The organism is Paenibacillus sp. Root444D2, assembly GCF_001426375.1.
GTDB lineage: Bacteria > Bacillota > Bacilli > Paenibacillales > NBRC-103111 > Paenibacillus_E.
Genome location: NZ_LMEO01000003.1, coordinates 77,445 through 93,940, shown reverse-complemented (window position 1 = coordinate 93,940; position 16,496 = coordinate 77,445). Strand labels below are relative to the sequence as shown.

At 46.5% G+C, this 16,496-nt stretch carries 12 protein-coding genes; all 12 read left to right on the top strand.

The features are described from left to right. The first annotated feature begins 38 nt into the window (after positions 1–38). The 12 genes from purM to ASD40_RS03355 all read left to right on the top strand — a co-directional run bounded on the left by purM (position 39) and on the right by ASD40_RS03355 (position 16,490). Positions 39–1,079 (top strand): phosphoribosylformylglycinamidine cyclo-ligase, encoded by a 1,041-nt coding sequence (purM, locus tag ASD40_RS03410; RefSeq protein ID WP_057301926.1) that lies wholly within the window; start codon positions 39–41, stop codon positions 1,077–1,079. Beyond that, entirely contained in the window at positions 1,079–1,690 is a 612-nt protein-coding gene (purN, locus tag ASD40_RS03405) for a phosphoribosylglycinamide formyltransferase (RefSeq protein WP_057301925.1), read from the top strand. The genes purM and purN overlap by 1 nt, the downstream gene beginning before the upstream one ends. 650 nt (positions 1,691–2,340) lie before the next feature. Beyond that, the gene (gene purH, locus ASD40_RS03400) at positions 2,341–3,888 is read left to right on the top strand and encodes a bifunctional phosphoribosylaminoimidazolecarboxamide formyltransferase/IMP cyclohydrolase (protein ID WP_029198293.1); all 1,548 of its coding nucleotides are present in this window, start codon (positions 2,341–2,343) and stop codon (positions 3,886–3,888) included. Between the two features lie 69 nt (positions 3,889–3,957). Continuing rightward, positions 3,958–5,217 carry a phosphoribosylamine--glycine ligase gene (gene purD, locus ASD40_RS03395; RefSeq protein ID WP_057301924.1) on the top strand — a complete coding sequence of 420 codons (1,260 nt, stop codon included), beginning with the start codon at positions 3,958–3,960 and terminating at the stop codon, positions 5,215–5,217. 236 nt (positions 5,218–5,453) lie between these two features. Continuing rightward, entirely contained in the window at positions 5,454–7,190 is a 1,737-nt protein-coding gene (locus ASD40_RS03390; RefSeq protein ID WP_057301923.1) for a sensor histidine kinase, read from the top strand. Then, positions 7,187–7,972 carry a response regulator transcription factor gene (locus ASD40_RS03385; RefSeq protein WP_057301922.1) on the top strand — a complete coding sequence of 262 codons (786 nt, stop codon included), beginning with the start codon at positions 7,187–7,189 and terminating at the stop codon, positions 7,970–7,972. Before ASD40_RS03390 ends, ASD40_RS03385 begins: the two co-directional genes overlap by 4 nt. Positions 7,973–8,131: 159 nt before the next feature. Further along, entirely contained in the window at positions 8,132–9,775 is a 1,644-nt protein-coding gene (locus tag ASD40_RS03380) for an extracellular solute-binding protein (protein WP_057301921.1), read from the top strand. Between the two features lie 91 nt (positions 9,776–9,866). Continuing rightward, positions 9,867–10,757: an ABC transporter permease gene (locus ASD40_RS03375; RefSeq protein WP_057301920.1), complete on the top strand. Its 891-nt coding sequence runs from the start codon at positions 9,867–9,869 to the stop codon at positions 10,755–10,757. Between the two features lie 18 nt (positions 10,758–10,775). Continuing rightward, entirely contained in the window at positions 10,776–11,663 is an 888-nt protein-coding gene (locus tag ASD40_RS03370) for a carbohydrate ABC transporter permease (protein ID WP_057301971.1), read from the top strand. A 37-nt stretch (positions 11,664–11,700) separates the two neighbouring features. Further along, positions 11,701–12,480, top strand: a complete 780-nt coding sequence (locus ASD40_RS03365) for an endonuclease/exonuclease/phosphatase family protein (protein WP_235549152.1) — start codon at positions 11,701–11,703, stop codon at positions 12,478–12,480. A 27-nt stretch (positions 12,481–12,507) separates the two neighbouring features. Then, complete coding sequence (locus tag ASD40_RS03360) at positions 12,508–13,788, top strand: CehA/McbA family metallohydrolase (protein WP_057301918.1); 1,281 nt, start codon at positions 12,508–12,510, stop codon at positions 13,786–13,788. A gap of 653 nt (positions 13,789–14,441) precedes the next feature. Continuing rightward, the gene (locus ASD40_RS03355; RefSeq protein ID WP_235549151.1) at positions 14,442–16,490 is read left to right on the top strand and encodes a methyl-accepting chemotaxis protein; all 2,049 of its coding nucleotides are present in this window, start codon (positions 14,442–14,444) and stop codon (positions 16,488–16,490) included. The last annotated feature ends 6 nt before the right edge of the window (positions 16,491–16,496 follow it).

The window sequence follows — 16,496 nt, the reverse complement described above, 5'->3', positions numbered from 1 at the left end:
CCTCCCGATACATAGACAAACTAAGGAGTGGAAGCGAAGTGTCGGATGCTTACAAAAAGGCTGGAGTCGATATCGCGGCAGGGAACGAAGCAGTAGAACGGATGAAAAAGCACGTCAAACGGACTTTCCGTCCTGAAGTGTTAACTGACCTCGGTGGCTTCGGCGGGCTGTTCAGCTTGAACAAAGACAAGTACGAGGAGCCTGTGCTCGTATCTGGTACGGACGGCGTGGGCACGAAGCTGAAGATCGCTTTTGCAATGGATAAGCATGATACGATTGGGATTGATGCTGTCGCGATGTGTGTGAATGATATTATCGTTCAGGGCGCGGAGCCGCTTTTTTTCCTCGACTATCTTGCTTGTGACAAAGTAATTCCAGAGAAAATTGAAGCTATCGTTAAAGGGATCGCTGACGGTTGTGCGCAGTCTGGCTGCTCACTCATCGGTGGCGAAACGGCGGAAATGCCGGGCATGTATGCGACAGGGGAGTATGACATTGCCGGGTTTACGGTTGGAATCGTCGACAAGAAAAAGATCATCGATGGTACAACGATCCGTCCTGGAGACGTGGTTCTAGGTCTGGCATCGAGCGGAGTGCACAGTAACGGGTTCTCTCTTGTGCGCAAGCTTTTGCTGGAAGATGGCGGTTATACGCTTCAAGGTCATGTGGATGAGCTTGGCGATAAGCTTGGTAATGTGCTGCTTGAGCCAACGAAGCTTTATGTGAAGCCAGTTCTTGCGATGCTTGAAGATGTTGCGATCAAAGGGATGGCACACATTACAGGCGGCGGTTTTATCGAAAATATTCCACGCGTTCTGCCTGATGGCGTGAACGTCGAGATCCAATATGGATCGTGGCCGATTCTGCCGATTTTTGAGTTGATGCAGCGTGAGGGCGGCATTTCGAACAACGATATGTTCCGCACTTTCAACATGGGCATCGGGATGGTTGTTATCGTGGGCGCGGACGATGCGGAGAAAGCTATTGCCGCAGCAGAAGCGCAAGGCGAAAAAGCCTACCGTTTAGGCGTTGTTACTGAAGGCGAGCGTGTAGTGACGTTCCAAGGAGCTGAGGTTTAATGCAGCCTTACCGAATTGCGATTTTTGCTTCGGGCAGCGGCTCGAATTTCCAGGCTATCGTAGATCAGGTACAGAAGGGGAAGCTTGATGTCAGCATCGAGCTTCTTGTCTGTGACCGCCCGCAAGCGTATGTGGTGGAGCGTGCTGTAGAAGCGAAGGTGCCTGTGTTCACGTTTGTTCCGAAGGAATATGGGAGTCGTGAGGCTTACGAGGCTCTTATTCTTAAGGAGCTGCAAGATCGTCAGGTTGATCTGATCGTGATGGCCGGCTACATGCGGATTATTACGAATGTGCTTGTTGAGCCGTTTTTCGGGCGCATGATCAACATTCATCCTTCGCTGCTGCCTTCGTTTCCAGGCGTGCGTGCGATCGAGCAAGCCGTCGAGTACGGCGTGAAGCAGACCGGCGTGACCGTTCACTTCGTGGACGGCGGACTCGACTCCGGGCCGATCATCGCGCAGCGCGCCGTCGAGATCCACGAGCACGAGACTGCGGACTCGCTGGCCGAGCGTATCCATGCGGCTGAGCACGTGCTACTGCCGCAGGTGATTCGCTGGGTTCGCGAGGACCGCGTGAGCTTGGATGGCCGCAGGGTTAGCGTGCGGTCGTAGGTTGGTTGCGTAGGTGCCGTAGCTCCTAAGATTAAGGTTCCTTGTGGATAACTCGGCTGTGTGCGCTGCTGTTTTAAATCACTTAAAGTAGCTGTTTTACGCCAATTGCGTGAGCATGGTCGAAGTTAAAGATATTTTTCATCGCTAAGTTGGGATGAGCGGTAGAGATGGCTACTGTAAGAATGTTTTACATCGTTACCGCGGCGGTTTTACCCTACATGAGTGAGTTTGGCCGAAGTTAAGGATGTTTTTCATCGTTAATTAGGGCTGAGAGGGAGAATTAGCTACTGTAAGGATGTTTTACATCGTTACAGCGGCGGTTTTACCCTACATGAGTGAGTTTGGTCGAAGTTAACGATGTTTTTCATCGTTAATTAGGGCTGAGCGGGAGAAGCAGCTACTGTAAGGATGTTTTACATCGTTACCGTGGCGGTTTTACCCTACATGAGTGAGTTTGGTCGAAGTTAACGATGTTTTTCATCGTTAATTAGGACTGAGTGGGAGAATTAGCTACTGTAAGGATGTTTTACATCGTTACCGTGGCGGTTTTACCCTACATGAGTGAGCTTGGTCGAAGTTAACGATGTTTTTCATCGTTAATTAGAGCTGAGCGGGAGAGTTACAAATATTATTTTCTGGGAGGAAGCATAGTGGCAATCAAAAGAGCACTAATCAGCGTTTTCGATAAGACGGGAATTGTTGAATTCGCGAGCGAGCTGTCGAAGCTGGGCGTTGAGATCATTTCTACGGGCGGTACGCTTAGTTTGTTGAAGGATAAAGGGGTGCCGGTTATCGGTATTTCCGAGGTTACAGGGTTTCCGGAGATCATGGATGGCCGCGTCAAAACGCTGCATCCGAATGTTCACGGCGGACTACTGGCTGTTCGTGACAACGTGGAGCACCAAGAGAGCATGAAGAAGCTCGGTTTGGAGTATATTGATCTGGTTGTCGTGAATTTGTATCCTTTTGCCGAAACGATTGCGAAGCCTGATGTGACTTACGAGGATGCGATTGAAAACATCGATATTGGTGGGCCGACGATGCTTCGTTCAGCAGCTAAGAACCATGCGTTCGTCTCCGTTATCGTGGATACAACCGACTATGCGAAGGTGCTGGAAGAAGTGCAAGAGACTGGCGACACAACGCTGGAAACGCGCAAGCGTTTAGCTGCCAAAGTGTTCCGTCACACAGGAGCTTACGATGCATTGATTGGTGACTACTTGACTGGCCTGCAAGGCGAGCCTTACCCAGAGCGTTATACAGTGACTTATGAGAAAATGCAGGAGCTTCGTTACGGAGAGAACCCGCACCAAAGCGCGGCTTTCTATCGTAAGCCGAATGCGGCTGCCGGCAACATTACAACGGCTGAACAATTACATGGTAAAGAATTATCCTACAACAATATTAATGATGCGAATACAGCTCTGCAAATCGTCAAAGAATTCAGTGAACCTGCAGTTGTAGCCGTTAAGCACATGAATCCTTGCGGCGTAGGTATTGGTACAAATGTGCTTGAAGCTTACACAAAAGCGTACAATGCAGACCCGACTTCCATTTTCGGTGGTATCGTGGCGGCGAACCGTGCGGTTGACGAAGCGACAGCACAGTTACTGCATGAGATTTTCCTGGAAATCGTCATTGCGCCTGATTTTACACCGGAAGCACTCGATATCCTTTCTAAAAAGAAAAACATTCGCCTACTCAAAGTAAGCGGCTTAGATACAGTAGCTGGCCGCAAAGCGGAGCCAGTGATTACAACGGTTGAAGGCGGCATGCTCGTACAAGCTAGCGATGCTTACCAGCTGACAGAAGCTGACTTGAAAGTCGTTTCTGAGCGTCAACCGACAGCTGAAGAGATGAAGCAATTGCTTTTCGCATGGAAAGTAGTTAAGCACGTTAAATCTAACGCAATCGTACTCGTTGCAGACGACATGACGGTTGGTGTGGGCGCTGGTCAAATGAACCGCGTTGGCGCAGCCAAAATCGCTATTGAGCAAGCTGGCGACAAGGCGAAAGGCTCTGTCCTTTCTTCCGATGCTTTCTTCCCAATGGGCGACACGCTTGAAATGGCTGCAAAAGCGGGAATCACAGCGGTGATTCAACCGGGCGGCTCCATTAAAGACGAAGAATCCATCCGCGTAGCGAACGAAAATGGCATTGCCATGGTCATGACAGGCGTTCGTCACTTTAAACACTAAAACAATTGAGAATGCTCACGATCGATTTCCAGACCGTGGGCATTCCCCATGAGAGGGGTTTCCAAAACGATGCGTGTATTAGTTATTGGACGAGGCGGGCGCGAGCATGCGATTGTTTGGTCATTGAGCAAGAGCCCGAAGATCAGCAAACTGTTCTGCGCGCCGGGGAACGGCGGGATTGCCGGCTTGGCGGAATGTGTGCCGATTACGGAACTGCAATTTGAAGAGATCAGCACATTTGCGAAGGAGCAGGCGATTGACCTTGTGATGGTAGCGCCTGATGATCCATTAGCAGCAGGTTTGGTTGACCATTTGGAGTCCAAAGGTATCGAGGCTTTCGGACCGCGCGCGAATGCGGCGATTATTGAGGGCAGCAAGGTGTTTATGAAGGAGCTTTTGAAGAAATACAGCATCCCTACGGCAGCTTACGAGTCTTTCGACGCTTATGAGCCAGCACTTGCTTACTTGCGCAGTCAGTCGGCGCCGATTGTTATTAAAGCGGACGGATTAGCTGCTGGTAAAGGTGTTACCGTTGCGCAAACGATGGAGGAAGCAGAAGCCGCGCTTCGCGACATTATGGTGGATCAAGTGTTTGGCAAATCCGGAGCCAGCGTGGTCATTGAGGAATTCTTAACAGGGCAAGAAATGTCACTGTTAGCCTTTGTTGATGGGTCCACGGTTCGCCTCATGGTGCCGTCACAGGATCATAAACCTGTTTTTGATAACGATAAAGGACCAAACACGGGCGGAATGGGTACGTACTCCCCGCTACCGCATATCCCTGAGTCAATCGTGCAGGAAGCACTTGCGAACATCGTTCAACCTACAGCTGATGCGATGGTAAAAGAAGGCCGTCCTTTCAAAGGCGTCCTTTATGCGGGTTTGATTTTGACCCCGAATGGCGTGAAAACAATCGAGTTTAACGCGCGTTTCGGTGATCCAGAGACGCAGGTTATTTTGCCTCGCCTCAAAACCGATCTTCTCGATATTTTCCTAGCTATCAACAACGGAACGTTGGCTGAGCAGCCTATCGAGTGGAGCGAGGAAGCAGCAGTTTGTGTGATCGTAGCTTCACCAGGCTACCCAGGTCCATACCCGAAAGGGCTGCCGATTACTGGACTGGATCAAGTGCAAGACTCGCTTGTGTTCCATGCGGGGACAGCTATCGAGGATGGTCAAATTGTTACCAACGGCGGACGCGTGCTTGGAATCACAGGCCTTGGCAAAGATATCATTGAAGCTCGTCAGAAAGCTTACGCGGATGCGGACCGGATCCATTTTGACGGGAAGCATTACCGTACGGATATTGCGATGAAAGCTTTGAAATAGTAAGAATTGCTCTAAATCCAATAAAGCACAGCCTTTTGTTCATCAAAGGGTTGTGCTTTTTCATTTTTGTCAGTCCGTTTGTAAAAAAAATGCAATTAATTGACCGTTGTAAGCGTTTTATATGTTAGGTATACTAGGCAATGTTAGGCAATTATCCGTACTGTTGATTCCATGCTGATCATTCGCGAATCTTGTAGAAGGTTAACCTGATTAACAAAGTAAAGCGAGGCTGAATCATGACCATACTTAAAATTGCGGGGCTGCATCCGAAGCCGCATTCGTTGAAATATCGTCTAATCCTAATCCTGTTTATCAGCGCACTCGCACCCTTAATTATCATCGGGAGTATTTCCTATTTCTCCATGTATGCGATTTTACAAAATAAAGCAGAGGGCGGGGTCCAAAGCAATTTGCACCAAGTAAGGCTATTGCTTGAAGATACGCTCGGTCAGTTGAATCATGCTTCTCAGCAGCTCGCCTTTGATGGAAGGGTTGGCAAAAGCCTGGAAAACTATTTAGCAGCTGATCTATTTGAAAAGAAGCGATTGAACGACGAGATCAGAAGCGAGTTAGGCTTGATTCATTTTACGAATCCGACCCTTGGATTAATGTTTTATTACTTTGAGAAAAATAACCAGCTATTATTTGAGAATTTTAACGTTCGTGACGATTATGACCTTAAGCAGCTGCCTGTCCTTATCAAATTCGATAAGCTTACTTATATGGGACCGCATCTTTCTTTAAACCCGATCGACGGCAATGAAGTGCTGTCCATCCTGCGCAAAGTCGAGCTGCCGGATCGTGACGATGTGTATGTCTATATTGAAACTAATTTTAAATTGGCTGAAAGCATACTCAAAGACAACGAGCAATTCGGCGGCAACTTGGTACATCTGATCGTCGATAATCAGGGGAAAATTGTTTATAGCGAGAATTCAACTGATTTTCCAGTAGGCATGCAGCATAATGCCAATAACCAATCAAATAAAAACATTTCGGACAAATATATGATGTTTGAGGAGACCAGCAATCAATCGTGGAAGGTATTGGCCGCTGTCCCCAAATCGGTGTATAACCTCGAAGTAAATAGGTGGATAAAGCAGTTCGCCTTTTTTGCCATCTTAACGCTTATAGCAAGTTTCTTCATTGCCTGGTTGATTTGGCGAACAGTATACCGCCCGCTTAAGCTGCTGAGTACGGATATTCGCAATGTAAAAAGCAATAACGAGGTTTTCCCGAGAAGACAATCTCAGATCTTGGAGTTTGCCGTTATTTATAAAGAGTTTGCCGAAATGAGAAGCCGCATCTTCGAATTAATCGGCGAGGTGGAGCTGAAGGAACAAGGCAAAGCATTTCTCGAAGTTGAGAAATTAATGACGCAAATTAATCCTCACTTCATTCACAATACGCTCGATACCATTCGCTGGCTGGCTCGTGCCAATGGACAGAAGGATATTGATCGCTTGGTTTCGACGCTAAACAAAGTTCTTTATTATAATCTTGGTAAAGGCGGACCAGCCCGAATTAAAGATGAGATTGAGGCTTTGAAAAACTATGTTGAGCTGCAAGGCATCCGCTATAACTTTCAATTTGATGTGAAAATCCATGCCGATTCTGAGGCGCTTGAGCTGCCGGTTCCAAGGTTCATTCTACAGCCGCTTGTTGAAAATGCGTTATATCACGGCTTGGAGGATAAAGGCATTATCGAAGTCAGTGTCATAGAAGACGGTGATTCGCATGTCATTATTGAAGTTAGAGACAATGGAGACGGGATGACAGTGGAAGAGATAGATCAATTACTGAGCGAGAACACGTTAGAGAAAAAGAAGGTAGGTATGGGGATCGGGCTGCAATATGTAAACCGTATGGTGAAATTTCAATTCGGGGCAGCCGCGAGTTTTCATATTAAAAGCACAATCGGCTCAGGGACGACGATCATACTTCGTCTTCCAATAGGAGGTTTACTCGGATGATAAAAGTTATGGTTGTGGACGATGATCACTTGGTGCGTAAAGGCTTCATCGCGATGATGCCTTGGCGTGAGCATAACCTAGAGGTCGTAGGTGAAGCCGCTAATGGTAAAAAAGCTTTGGAATTTCTGGAGAATAATCAGGTGGACCTGCTCATTACCGATTTAGCGATGCCTGTCATGTCTGGTATAGATTTGATGAGGTGTGTGAAAGAACGTTATCGGGATATTAGCATGGTCGTATTGACGTTCCATCAGGATTTTGAATTGATTCAGGAAGCGCTTCGCCTAGGGGCGCTGGATTATATGACCAAGGTCGAGCTTGAACATGAGCAGATGGACGAAATTTTAAGAAGAATTGTAGGTAAAATGCAGGAGCAGCATGTACGAACAAGAGAAACGAAAGTAGAGATCCAGGGAACTCCTACGTATGCCGAAGAGGATGAAGGACCGTATTCGCCGGAAGTGAAAGCAAGTATTTGGAAGGCAGTAGACATCATTCATCAAGAGTTTCAAAATGAGCTGCTTTTGCCAGACATCGCGAAAAGGGTGAACATGAGCCGCAGCTATTTCAGCCGCTGTTTTCGAGATATTGCCGGGAAAACGTTTAACGATTATATCCGGGAAGTGCGGGTGAATCACGCGAAAGTACTCCTTAGTCAAAAAGGGAAAACGATTAGTTGGATCGCCACACAGGCTGGTTATCCGAATGAGAAGTATTTTGGCAAAGTATTCCGTGAGCTGACGGGGATGCTGCCCGGTGAGTTTCGCAAGAGCCAGAATTAGCACAAATCGTCTCCAAAGAAGTGCACTTTTGTCTCCTATAACATTCCCAATATACCAATTAGGAGACGATTTGCTCCTAAACGTAAGACATTAACTGACCCGAATGTCTTTCATTTTCTTTAAAATGTAAGTGCAGGGTTATTAATGAGGAGGGGCAATATGAAAAAGAAAACAACGCTAATTTCTATGATTGCATTGGTTGTTCTGATGACGGCATGTTCAAGCAATAACGTAGGGACCAGCAAGGATGGCGGGCAAGCAGCTAGTCCGAACGTTAAGGTGGACCCGTTTAAGATGCCGAATCCGATTGAAGTGACCACCTTCAAAAGCTTAAGCCCAGGCGCAAAGTTACCTACTGGCGATACCGTAGAAAGCAACCAGTACATGAAATATATCTCACAAAAAACAAATATCAACTTTAAAATCCTATGGTATGCAGCTTCACAGGACTATGAGCAAAAGATGAAACTGGCCATCGCGAGCAATGATCTGCCGGATGTTATGCTTGTAAACGAGCAAATCTTTCTTTCCCTCGCCGAAGCCGGACAAATTGAGGATTTAAGCAAAGTGTATGAGCAATATGCTTCCCCGTTAGCAAAGGAATTGTATGCATCAACGAACAACAAAGCGATTGAGAAAGCAACCTATAAAGGCAAATTGATGGGTATTCCGAATATTAGCGTACAAGCGGATGCTGCAAGTATGGCGTGGGTACGCAAGGACTGGATGGATAAGTTGGGACTCCAGCCGCCAAAGACGATGGACGATGTCGCAGCGATCGCCAAAGCTTTCGTAGAGAAAGATCCAGACGGTAATGGCAAAGCGGATACTATTGGTATCGCCGGTTTCGAGAAAGCATTAACGGTAAGCGGTAAAGCGCAACGGGGCGATTTTAAAGGTATTTTCCAAGCATTTGGCGCTTATCCTTCCAACTGGATCAAGGATAGCTCTGGTAAGATTGCTTACGCTTCGATACTTCCTGAAACGAAGCAAGCACTAGGCAAGCTGCGTGACATGTATGCAGCAGGTGCAGTTGATAAGGAATTTGCTTTGCGCAAAGATCCAAACGAGAACATCGTATCCGGCAAAGCGGGTATGTTCTTCGGACCCTGGTGGTCCGGCGGGTTGGCTGCTGATGCTATGAAGCTCAATCCGAAGGTTGATTTCGTGCCTTATTTGATCCCTGATGCCAAAGGGACTGTGAACACGATGATGGTGCCGGTAAGTACACAGTTTATTGTTGTGAAGAAAGGGATGAAGAATCCTGAAGCGGCTATGATTTACGCAAACACATTTATCAATGCTCAGCGTAAAGTAGATCCAGACGCTTTGAACTTAGACTTCACAGTAAGCGCAGAGTACTGGCCAATCGGGAATTCTACTTACGATTATGCGGATGCAGTGGAAAGAAAGTCCGATACATTGAAAAAGGCGATGAGCGGGCAGATCAAGCCTGAAGAGCTGAATCCGGAAATGAAAGAATTGGTTGCGAAGGCAACTCGCGACAAAGCCAACCCGAAAGCAGATCTGAAAGATTGGTCAGGATATTTCGGGTACACCGTTCCAGCAGATTTGCTGAAGATGAACATGAATAAGGTGTACAGCGAATTTACGGCGAATACGAAGACGATGGAAAGAAAATGGGCGAATCTACAGAAATTAGAAACTGAAACTTTCTTCGGCATCGTAATGGGCGAGAAACCGCTTGATTCGTTTGATAAGTTCGTTACGGATTGGAAGGCGCAAGGCGGCGACGAAATCACGAAAGAAGTAACGGATGAAATCAGCAAGTCCAAAAAGTAACGTGTAAGGTAAAGAGCGCATCACCTAACCGAATGGTGGTGCGCTCTTTCTACCATAGAAATGTATAAGTTTGAACAGAGGTGTATCGTTCATGAACATAAAATCGTTTTACAAGCACTACCATTTGATGCTCCTGCCGGGTATCGTGCTTCTTATTATTTTCCATCTCGTGCCGATGTTCGGAGTCGCAATTGCGTTCCAAGACTTCAAGATCGGTTTGGGAATAGGGGAATCCCCCTGGATCGGCTTTGAAAATTTCACGTACATGTTTCAACTGAGAGACAGTAAAGTTATTTTCTTTAATACGGTATTTATTGCCGTGTGTAAAATTATTGCGCACCTCATCATTCCGCTTACATTCGCTATTTTGCTTAATGAGATTAGATTCCGGATATTCAAAAGATGGGTGCAGACGGTTGTGTACCTGCCTCATTTTATATCTTGGGTTATCCTGGCGGGTGTTGTGATGGATATGCTGTCGCTCGACGGCATTATCAACCATGCGTTGAAAGCGTTAGGCTTCGAGCCGATTATGTTTATGGCCAAAAACAGCTTGTTTCCTGGCATTGTTGTTAGCACAGACATTTGGAAAGAATTCGGATTTGCTGCCATTATTTATTTAGCTGCACTAGCTGGCATTAACCCTTCCCTCTATGAAGCAGCCGAAATGGACGGAGCAAATAGATTGAAACAATTGCACTATGTTACGCTGCCGAGCTTGGTTCCTACTGTTGTTTTGCTGGCTACTTTGAGCATAGGTAATATTTTGAATGCAGGTTTTGATCAAATTTTCAATTTGTATAATCCGCTTGTCTATGAATCAGGTGATATTATCGATACGTATGTGTACCGAGTAGGACTTGTGCAGGCTCAATACGGCTTAGCTACGGCTGTCGGTTTGTTGAAATCAGTGATCGGTTTCATTCTCATCTTTATTTCGTATAGAGTTGCCTATACGTATGCGAATTACAGAATTTTCTAATGAAGCAGGTGAATGTTAGTGGTACGTAATAAAACGATTTCGGCCCGTATAACCGAAGCAGTACTAATCTTGGTGATGCTAGCCATCTCAGCCATGTCGCTTGCGCCTGTTGTGCACGTATTTTCCGTCTCGTTTAGCGACAACGCGGCAGCGGCTGGGGGATTCGTTAAGTTTTGGCCCGTTGGCTTTTCTTTGGAATCGTATCGTAAAATTTTGGAAGAACCGCATTTTTTCAATGCATTCTTAGTTTCCGTCAAACGGGTTTTGCTGGGCGGGGGAATCAATTTCGTATTGACCGTCATGATGGCGTACCCGTTGTCGAGAAGCAGCAAGGAATTCCCATACCGGAACGTGTATATGTGGTTCATGCTGTTTACGATGCTGTTCAGTGGCGGAATTATTCCGTTGTATTTGACCGTAAAATCTTTAGGGATGTTTAACTCGATATGGGCTCTTGTGCTGCCAGGTGCGGTGCCGGTGTTTAACGTTATTTTGTTAATGAACTTCTTCCGGAACCTGCCGAAGGAGCTGAGCGACGCGGGTTACATGGACGGTGCGGGACCTTGGTATATGATGGTCAAAGTTTATCTACCGCTTTCGCTGCCTGCGATGGCTACGGTCACTTTATTCAGTATTGTCGGTCACTGGAATTCGTTCTTTGACGGCATGATCTTCATGCGCAGTGCGGAGAATTATCCACTGCAAACGTATATTCAACAGCTTGTCGTCAACCAGAACGCATTGTTGGAACTTGATTCGACCAAGCTTGAGTTACTGATGAAAGTATCGGATAAGACGCTCAACGCTGCAAAAATCGTGGTTTCGATGGTGCCGATTCTTATCGTGTATCCATTTCTGCAAAAGTATTTTATACATGGAATCATGCTCGGTTCAGTAAAAGAATAGTCAAAGAAGAGGTGCAAATGCGATGGAGTGGAAGGTCATGACTTTCAATTTGCGATACAATGAGCCGAAGGATGGGGACAACGCATGGCCTCATCGTGTGAGGCGCGTTTCCCATACAATCCAAGAGCACGACCCCATGCTTGTTGGCACGCAGGAAGGCTACTTTGACATGCTGACCGAGCTTCATGAGGAGCTGGGAGCGTACAATTGGATCGGCATGGGCCGATTCGGCGAGCACGACAATGAGCATTGCGCTATTTTTTATAAGAAGGATGGGCTTGAGGTGCTGGAGGAAGGTCATTTCTGGCTTTCGGAAACACCAGAAGTAACGGCATCCAAAAGCTGGGACAGCATGTTCCCTAGAATGTGCACGTGGGTTCGATTCCTGGACAAACACAGTCAGAAGGCATTTATCGTGTACAACACCCATTTGGACCATCACAGTCAAGAAGCAAGAGAAAATGGTGTTAAAGTGATTTGGGATTATATTCGTTCGCATAAGTCCGAGCATTCTTTACCCGTTATTTTAATGGGGGACATGAACAGCCATCCTAGCTATCCGCCTATCCGTTATTTGAGGGGGCAATCTGGGGACGAAGGTCCGAAAGGCTGGCTGAAAGACGCTTATACCGCTATTGAAGGAAATGTAGGCCGCACTGCGCACGACTTCAAAGGTGGAGCAGACGAGGGACCAATTGATTATATTTTCGTATCTCCCGAGATGGAACTGCTGGAAACGATCGTCGATAGAAGGCAGATCGAAGGGGGCTACTCATCGGATCATTATCCGATTATTGCTTCTTTGCGCTTATCTTAAGACAAAGCAGATCAAGGAGAGCGACAGATGAAACCTGTGGAAAGAATACGATCAATTACAACAATTACGAAAAAAATTGCTCATACGGAGCAAAACACCTATATTGAAGTGCTTTTTGAAATGCCCGAGCACGTTGAGGAGATTGTGGTCACTTATGTGATCGAATCACACGGTGAACAGAAGGCCGTGATCGACTTGGGCCTGAGGGACACCGTAAGAGTGAGAGGTTGGAGCGGAGGAGCGCGCAAAACCTTTCGACTTGGAAAGGAACAATCCACTCCCGGCTATTTATCAGGTGATTTAACGCCGGGAAGCTGGGCGGTTCTGCATAACGCCTACAAGGTACCGAACGAAGGTTGTTCCGTTACCGTTACCATCGAATTTCTTTATAAGACACCTCGCTGGCTGAAAGGCGATCTACATACGCACAGCGTGAATAGCGACGGCACTTTTACGCTGGAAGAGAATGCGGCAAGGATGGAGGAACTCGGCTGTGATTTCATCGCCATGACGGATCACAATACAGTGAGCCAAAATATGACCTATCCGCGCCATACAAGCGTTGTCATGATTCCGGGAATGGAGTTTACAACGAATTTTGGACACAGCAATTTCTTGGGTGTTGCCGATCCGATCCGAGATTTTCGAGTAAAGGATCAGAAGGACGTCAACGCCAAGATTGCCGAAGCCCGTGCTAATGGAGCCAAAATCGTGATTAATCATCCACACTGCGAGTATTGCCCGTGGGAATGGGATTTGGCTGTCGATCATGACTGGGTCGAGGTATGGAATGGCCCCTTTACGGAGCGGAATGTAAGAACGCTGAATTGGTGGCATAGTCAACTCGTCTCTGGCAGAAGGCTTGTTGCTGTTGGCGGCAGCGATATCCATCGTCCAGATCCGTACGTCAAGCATGCGATGCCATGTACATGGGTGTATGCTTCTGAAAAAACCGTGGATGGCATTTTGAACGCCATCGGGCTGGGTCACGTGGTGATTACTTATGCGCCAAATGGGCCTTTTGTTGAACTAAGCTGCGGCTCTTATCGAGTTGGAGACATCGTTCCTGCAGGAGAGTGGAGCAGAGAAGTGTGTTTGCAGGCCGAGGATTTGCAGGCAGGAGATATGATCAAACTGTTCAGCAACATCAGATTGGAAAAGGAAGTCCTAGTGTCCTCAGACGGAGGGCTTACCATCCATTTTGATGCACAGGGAACAACGTTTATACGCGCTGAAGTATGGCGGCATTTCGATGAGGTCAACATGACGCTTATGGCTGCGTTAACGAACCCGATTTATTTTGACTAGTAAAAGGATATCGGCATCCGCGACGCGATGAAAACCTTGAAATAGATTGAAAGCAGAAACACAACCTTTTGCATGGTAAAAGGCTGTGTTTTTGTTTTTTCAATAGATAAGAATTTATATGTTTTGGGTTTTGGAGTAATCTATGCAGTTCATTGTGCGGATAAGGCAACTGAAGTAGCTTATTTGTCTTAATGACTCCGGCTATGATTACATAAGCAAGCTAGGCTTGCTTATTGTTGGCTAATACACCATGGAAGTCTCGTTTATCAGCTGATAAGCATGCGCTGTGGTCATATCTGACGAGATGCTCCGATATTAGAACGAATAAGCAAGATAAGCTTGCTTATTCGTTTCTAGCTAAACCGCTATTCGTAGAAGGCCCGGGTTGTGCAAGACTGCTTGTAAGAGCGGATGCGAGTTGTACCAGAAGCAGGTCGTAATAGCTTCATCTGAGTAAGCTTATTTTGATTCGTAATAGTCACAGACTAGGTTTATCTTGCGATAAACCACTTCTAATGAGGTCGATTACTAGTGAATGCCCTTAATAATAAATTCACTCAAACAATGTCGAAAATAAGAGGTGTTTGTCGAAATAACACGAAATTCATAGTGATAATCAGTAATCATAGAGATAAGTGGGGGCGATGAAGATAATGAAGCTAAAAAGTATTCAAAGTAAATTTATGTTGCTGCTTGTTCCTCTTATTGTTGTTACTCTGTTTGGCATTGTGGCGTTCGCATACGTAAATAGTAAAGGGCTAATTAATAACGAAATTGGGCTCAAAATGCAGCAGCAGCTAGAAAGTGTGACCAGCAGCATTAATGGGAAGCTTGTTGCGCATCGTAAGGTGGGAGAAGTGGTTGCCAGGACGGTTGAGTTTGCTCCTAACCAGTTGACTTTGGACAATTATAATAAAATACTAAGTAGTGATTTGGCTACGAGTGAAGATACATTTGGTTTAGGAATCTTCTTTGAACCCTTCAAGTACAATGCCAAAACGAAATATTTTTCGTCTTACGCGTTCCGAGAAGGGGATAAAATTAACTTAACGCAAGACTATAATGCAGCAGATTACGATTATCCGCACTGGGATTGGTACAAAGTGGCTCAGGACACGAAACAAGCGTTTGCGTACTCCGATCCTTACTATGACGAACCGACGAAAGTCACCATGGTGACGGCGAGCGTGCCAGTCTATGATCAAAAAAAGCAGTTTCTCGCTGTTATCACCGGCGATTTTAACCTGGCACGCTTGCAAAAGCTTGTTGAAGAAACAAAGGTAGGCCGCACAGGCTGGGCGTTCATGGTGGATGCCAAAGGCAACTATCTGGCTCTGCCGGATAAGTCCAAGGTGATGAAGGTCAGTATGGATAAAGACCCGAACCCGTCGATAAGCGCGCTGGCGCCAACGCTGCTTTCACAGCCAAATGGCCAATCCACTATCACAGATGACAAGGGAATTAATCGCGTTTATTATCAAAAGACACCAGAAACTGGATGGACTATTGCACTCGTTATGCCAGAGAAAGAGCTGCTAGAGCCTGTGAAGAAGCTTGTCGTTTCTTTGGGTATAGGCGGACTGATCGCGCTGGTCATCATGGTGCTTGTGATTATTTTATTCAGCCGATACCTAATTAACCTAATACGAAAAGCCAAAGTGATGGCAGGTCGCATCGCGGAAGGTGATTTAACGCAGCATATGGAAGTGAAAACGAGCGACGAATTAGGTCAAATGGGGCATTCCTTCAATGAAATGATTCAGAGGCTTCGTACGATGCTTGGATCTATTTCGATGCACACGCACACCGTTGCTTCTATGTCCGAGCAATTATCGGCAAGCGCAGAGGAAACTTCGATAGCGACGGAGCAGATTGCAGATTCCATCCAGCAAGTCGCTGCAAGCGCAGATGAACAAAGCCATATGAATGATACGTCGAAAAAGACGGTTACCGATATCGCCAAGCGGCTTGTATCGATTGTGGACGGCGTTAAAAAGGTAAATGTTTCGACAGAAAAAACCGCCGAGACAGCTGAAAAAGGGAACAGAGCCGTAGGCGAGGTAACGGAGCAAATGAAGCTCATTCATCGCAATATGGAACAATCCTCCATGATTGTAGATGCGCTCAGCGGGAAATCACTGCAAATCGGGGAAATGATCACGTTGATTACCTCTTTATCCAGCCAAACGAACTTGTTAGCGCTCAATGCCTCAATTGAAGCAGCACGGGCAGGCGAGCACGGTAAGGGCTTCGCCGTCGTTGCGACCGAAGTTCGCAAGCTGGCCGAACAATCCGCGACAGCAGCGGACCGTATTCGCAGCTTAATCGGTGACATCCAATCGGAGATCAACAGCGCAGTAGATTCAATGAATAAGGGTACCCAAGCAGTCAATGATGGAACTGTCATGAGTGAAAGTGCGAAAGCGGCATTTCTGGCTATTCTACAAGCAGTGGAGGATGTTTTTGGACATGTGAAAGAAGTGTCTCAATCGGCTGTCTTCATTCAATCCGACTCGAAACATATGGTTGAGGTTGTCGAGCAAATTTGCGCCATTTCCAGTAAATCGCTAGAGAGCACACACAGCATAGCCGCAGCAGCTGAGCAGCAGCTTGCTTCCATGGAAGAAGTTAGCGCAGCTTCCCAATCGTTGTCCAAAATGGCTGACGAGCTCCAAGAAGTCGTCAAAGTATTTAAGGTATAATAACAA

Excerpts from the sequence above, each read along its gene's own strand:
- purN (WP_057301925.1), top strand. The coding sequence starts at position 1,079 with ATGCAGCCTTACCGAATTGCGATTTTTGCTTCGGGCAGCGGCTCGAAT.
- purD (WP_057301924.1), top strand. The coding sequence starts at position 3,958 with ATGCGTGTATTAGTTATTGGACGAGGCGGGCGCGAGCATGCGATTGTT.
- ASD40_RS03390 (WP_057301923.1), top strand. The coding sequence starts at position 5,454 with ATGACCATACTTAAAATTGCGGGGCTGCATCCGAAGCCGCATTCGTTG.
- ASD40_RS03385 (WP_057301922.1), top strand. The coding sequence starts at position 7,187 with ATGATAAAAGTTATGGTTGTGGACGATGATCACTTGGTGCGTAAAGGC.
- ASD40_RS03380 (WP_057301921.1), top strand. The coding sequence starts at position 8,132 with ATGAAAAAGAAAACAACGCTAATTTCTATGATTGCATTGGTTGTTCTG.
- ASD40_RS03375 (WP_057301920.1), top strand. The coding sequence starts at position 9,867 with ATGAACATAAAATCGTTTTACAAGCACTACCATTTGATGCTCCTGCCG.
- ASD40_RS03365 (WP_235549152.1), top strand. The coding sequence starts at position 11,701 with ATGACTTTCAATTTGCGATACAATGAGCCGAAGGATGGGGACAACGCA.
- ASD40_RS03360 (WP_057301918.1), top strand. The coding sequence starts at position 12,508 with ATGAAACCTGTGGAAAGAATACGATCAATTACAACAATTACGAAAAAA.
- ASD40_RS03355 (WP_235549151.1), top strand. The coding sequence starts at position 14,442 with ATGAAGCTAAAAAGTATTCAAAGTAAATTTATGTTGCTGCTTGTTCCT.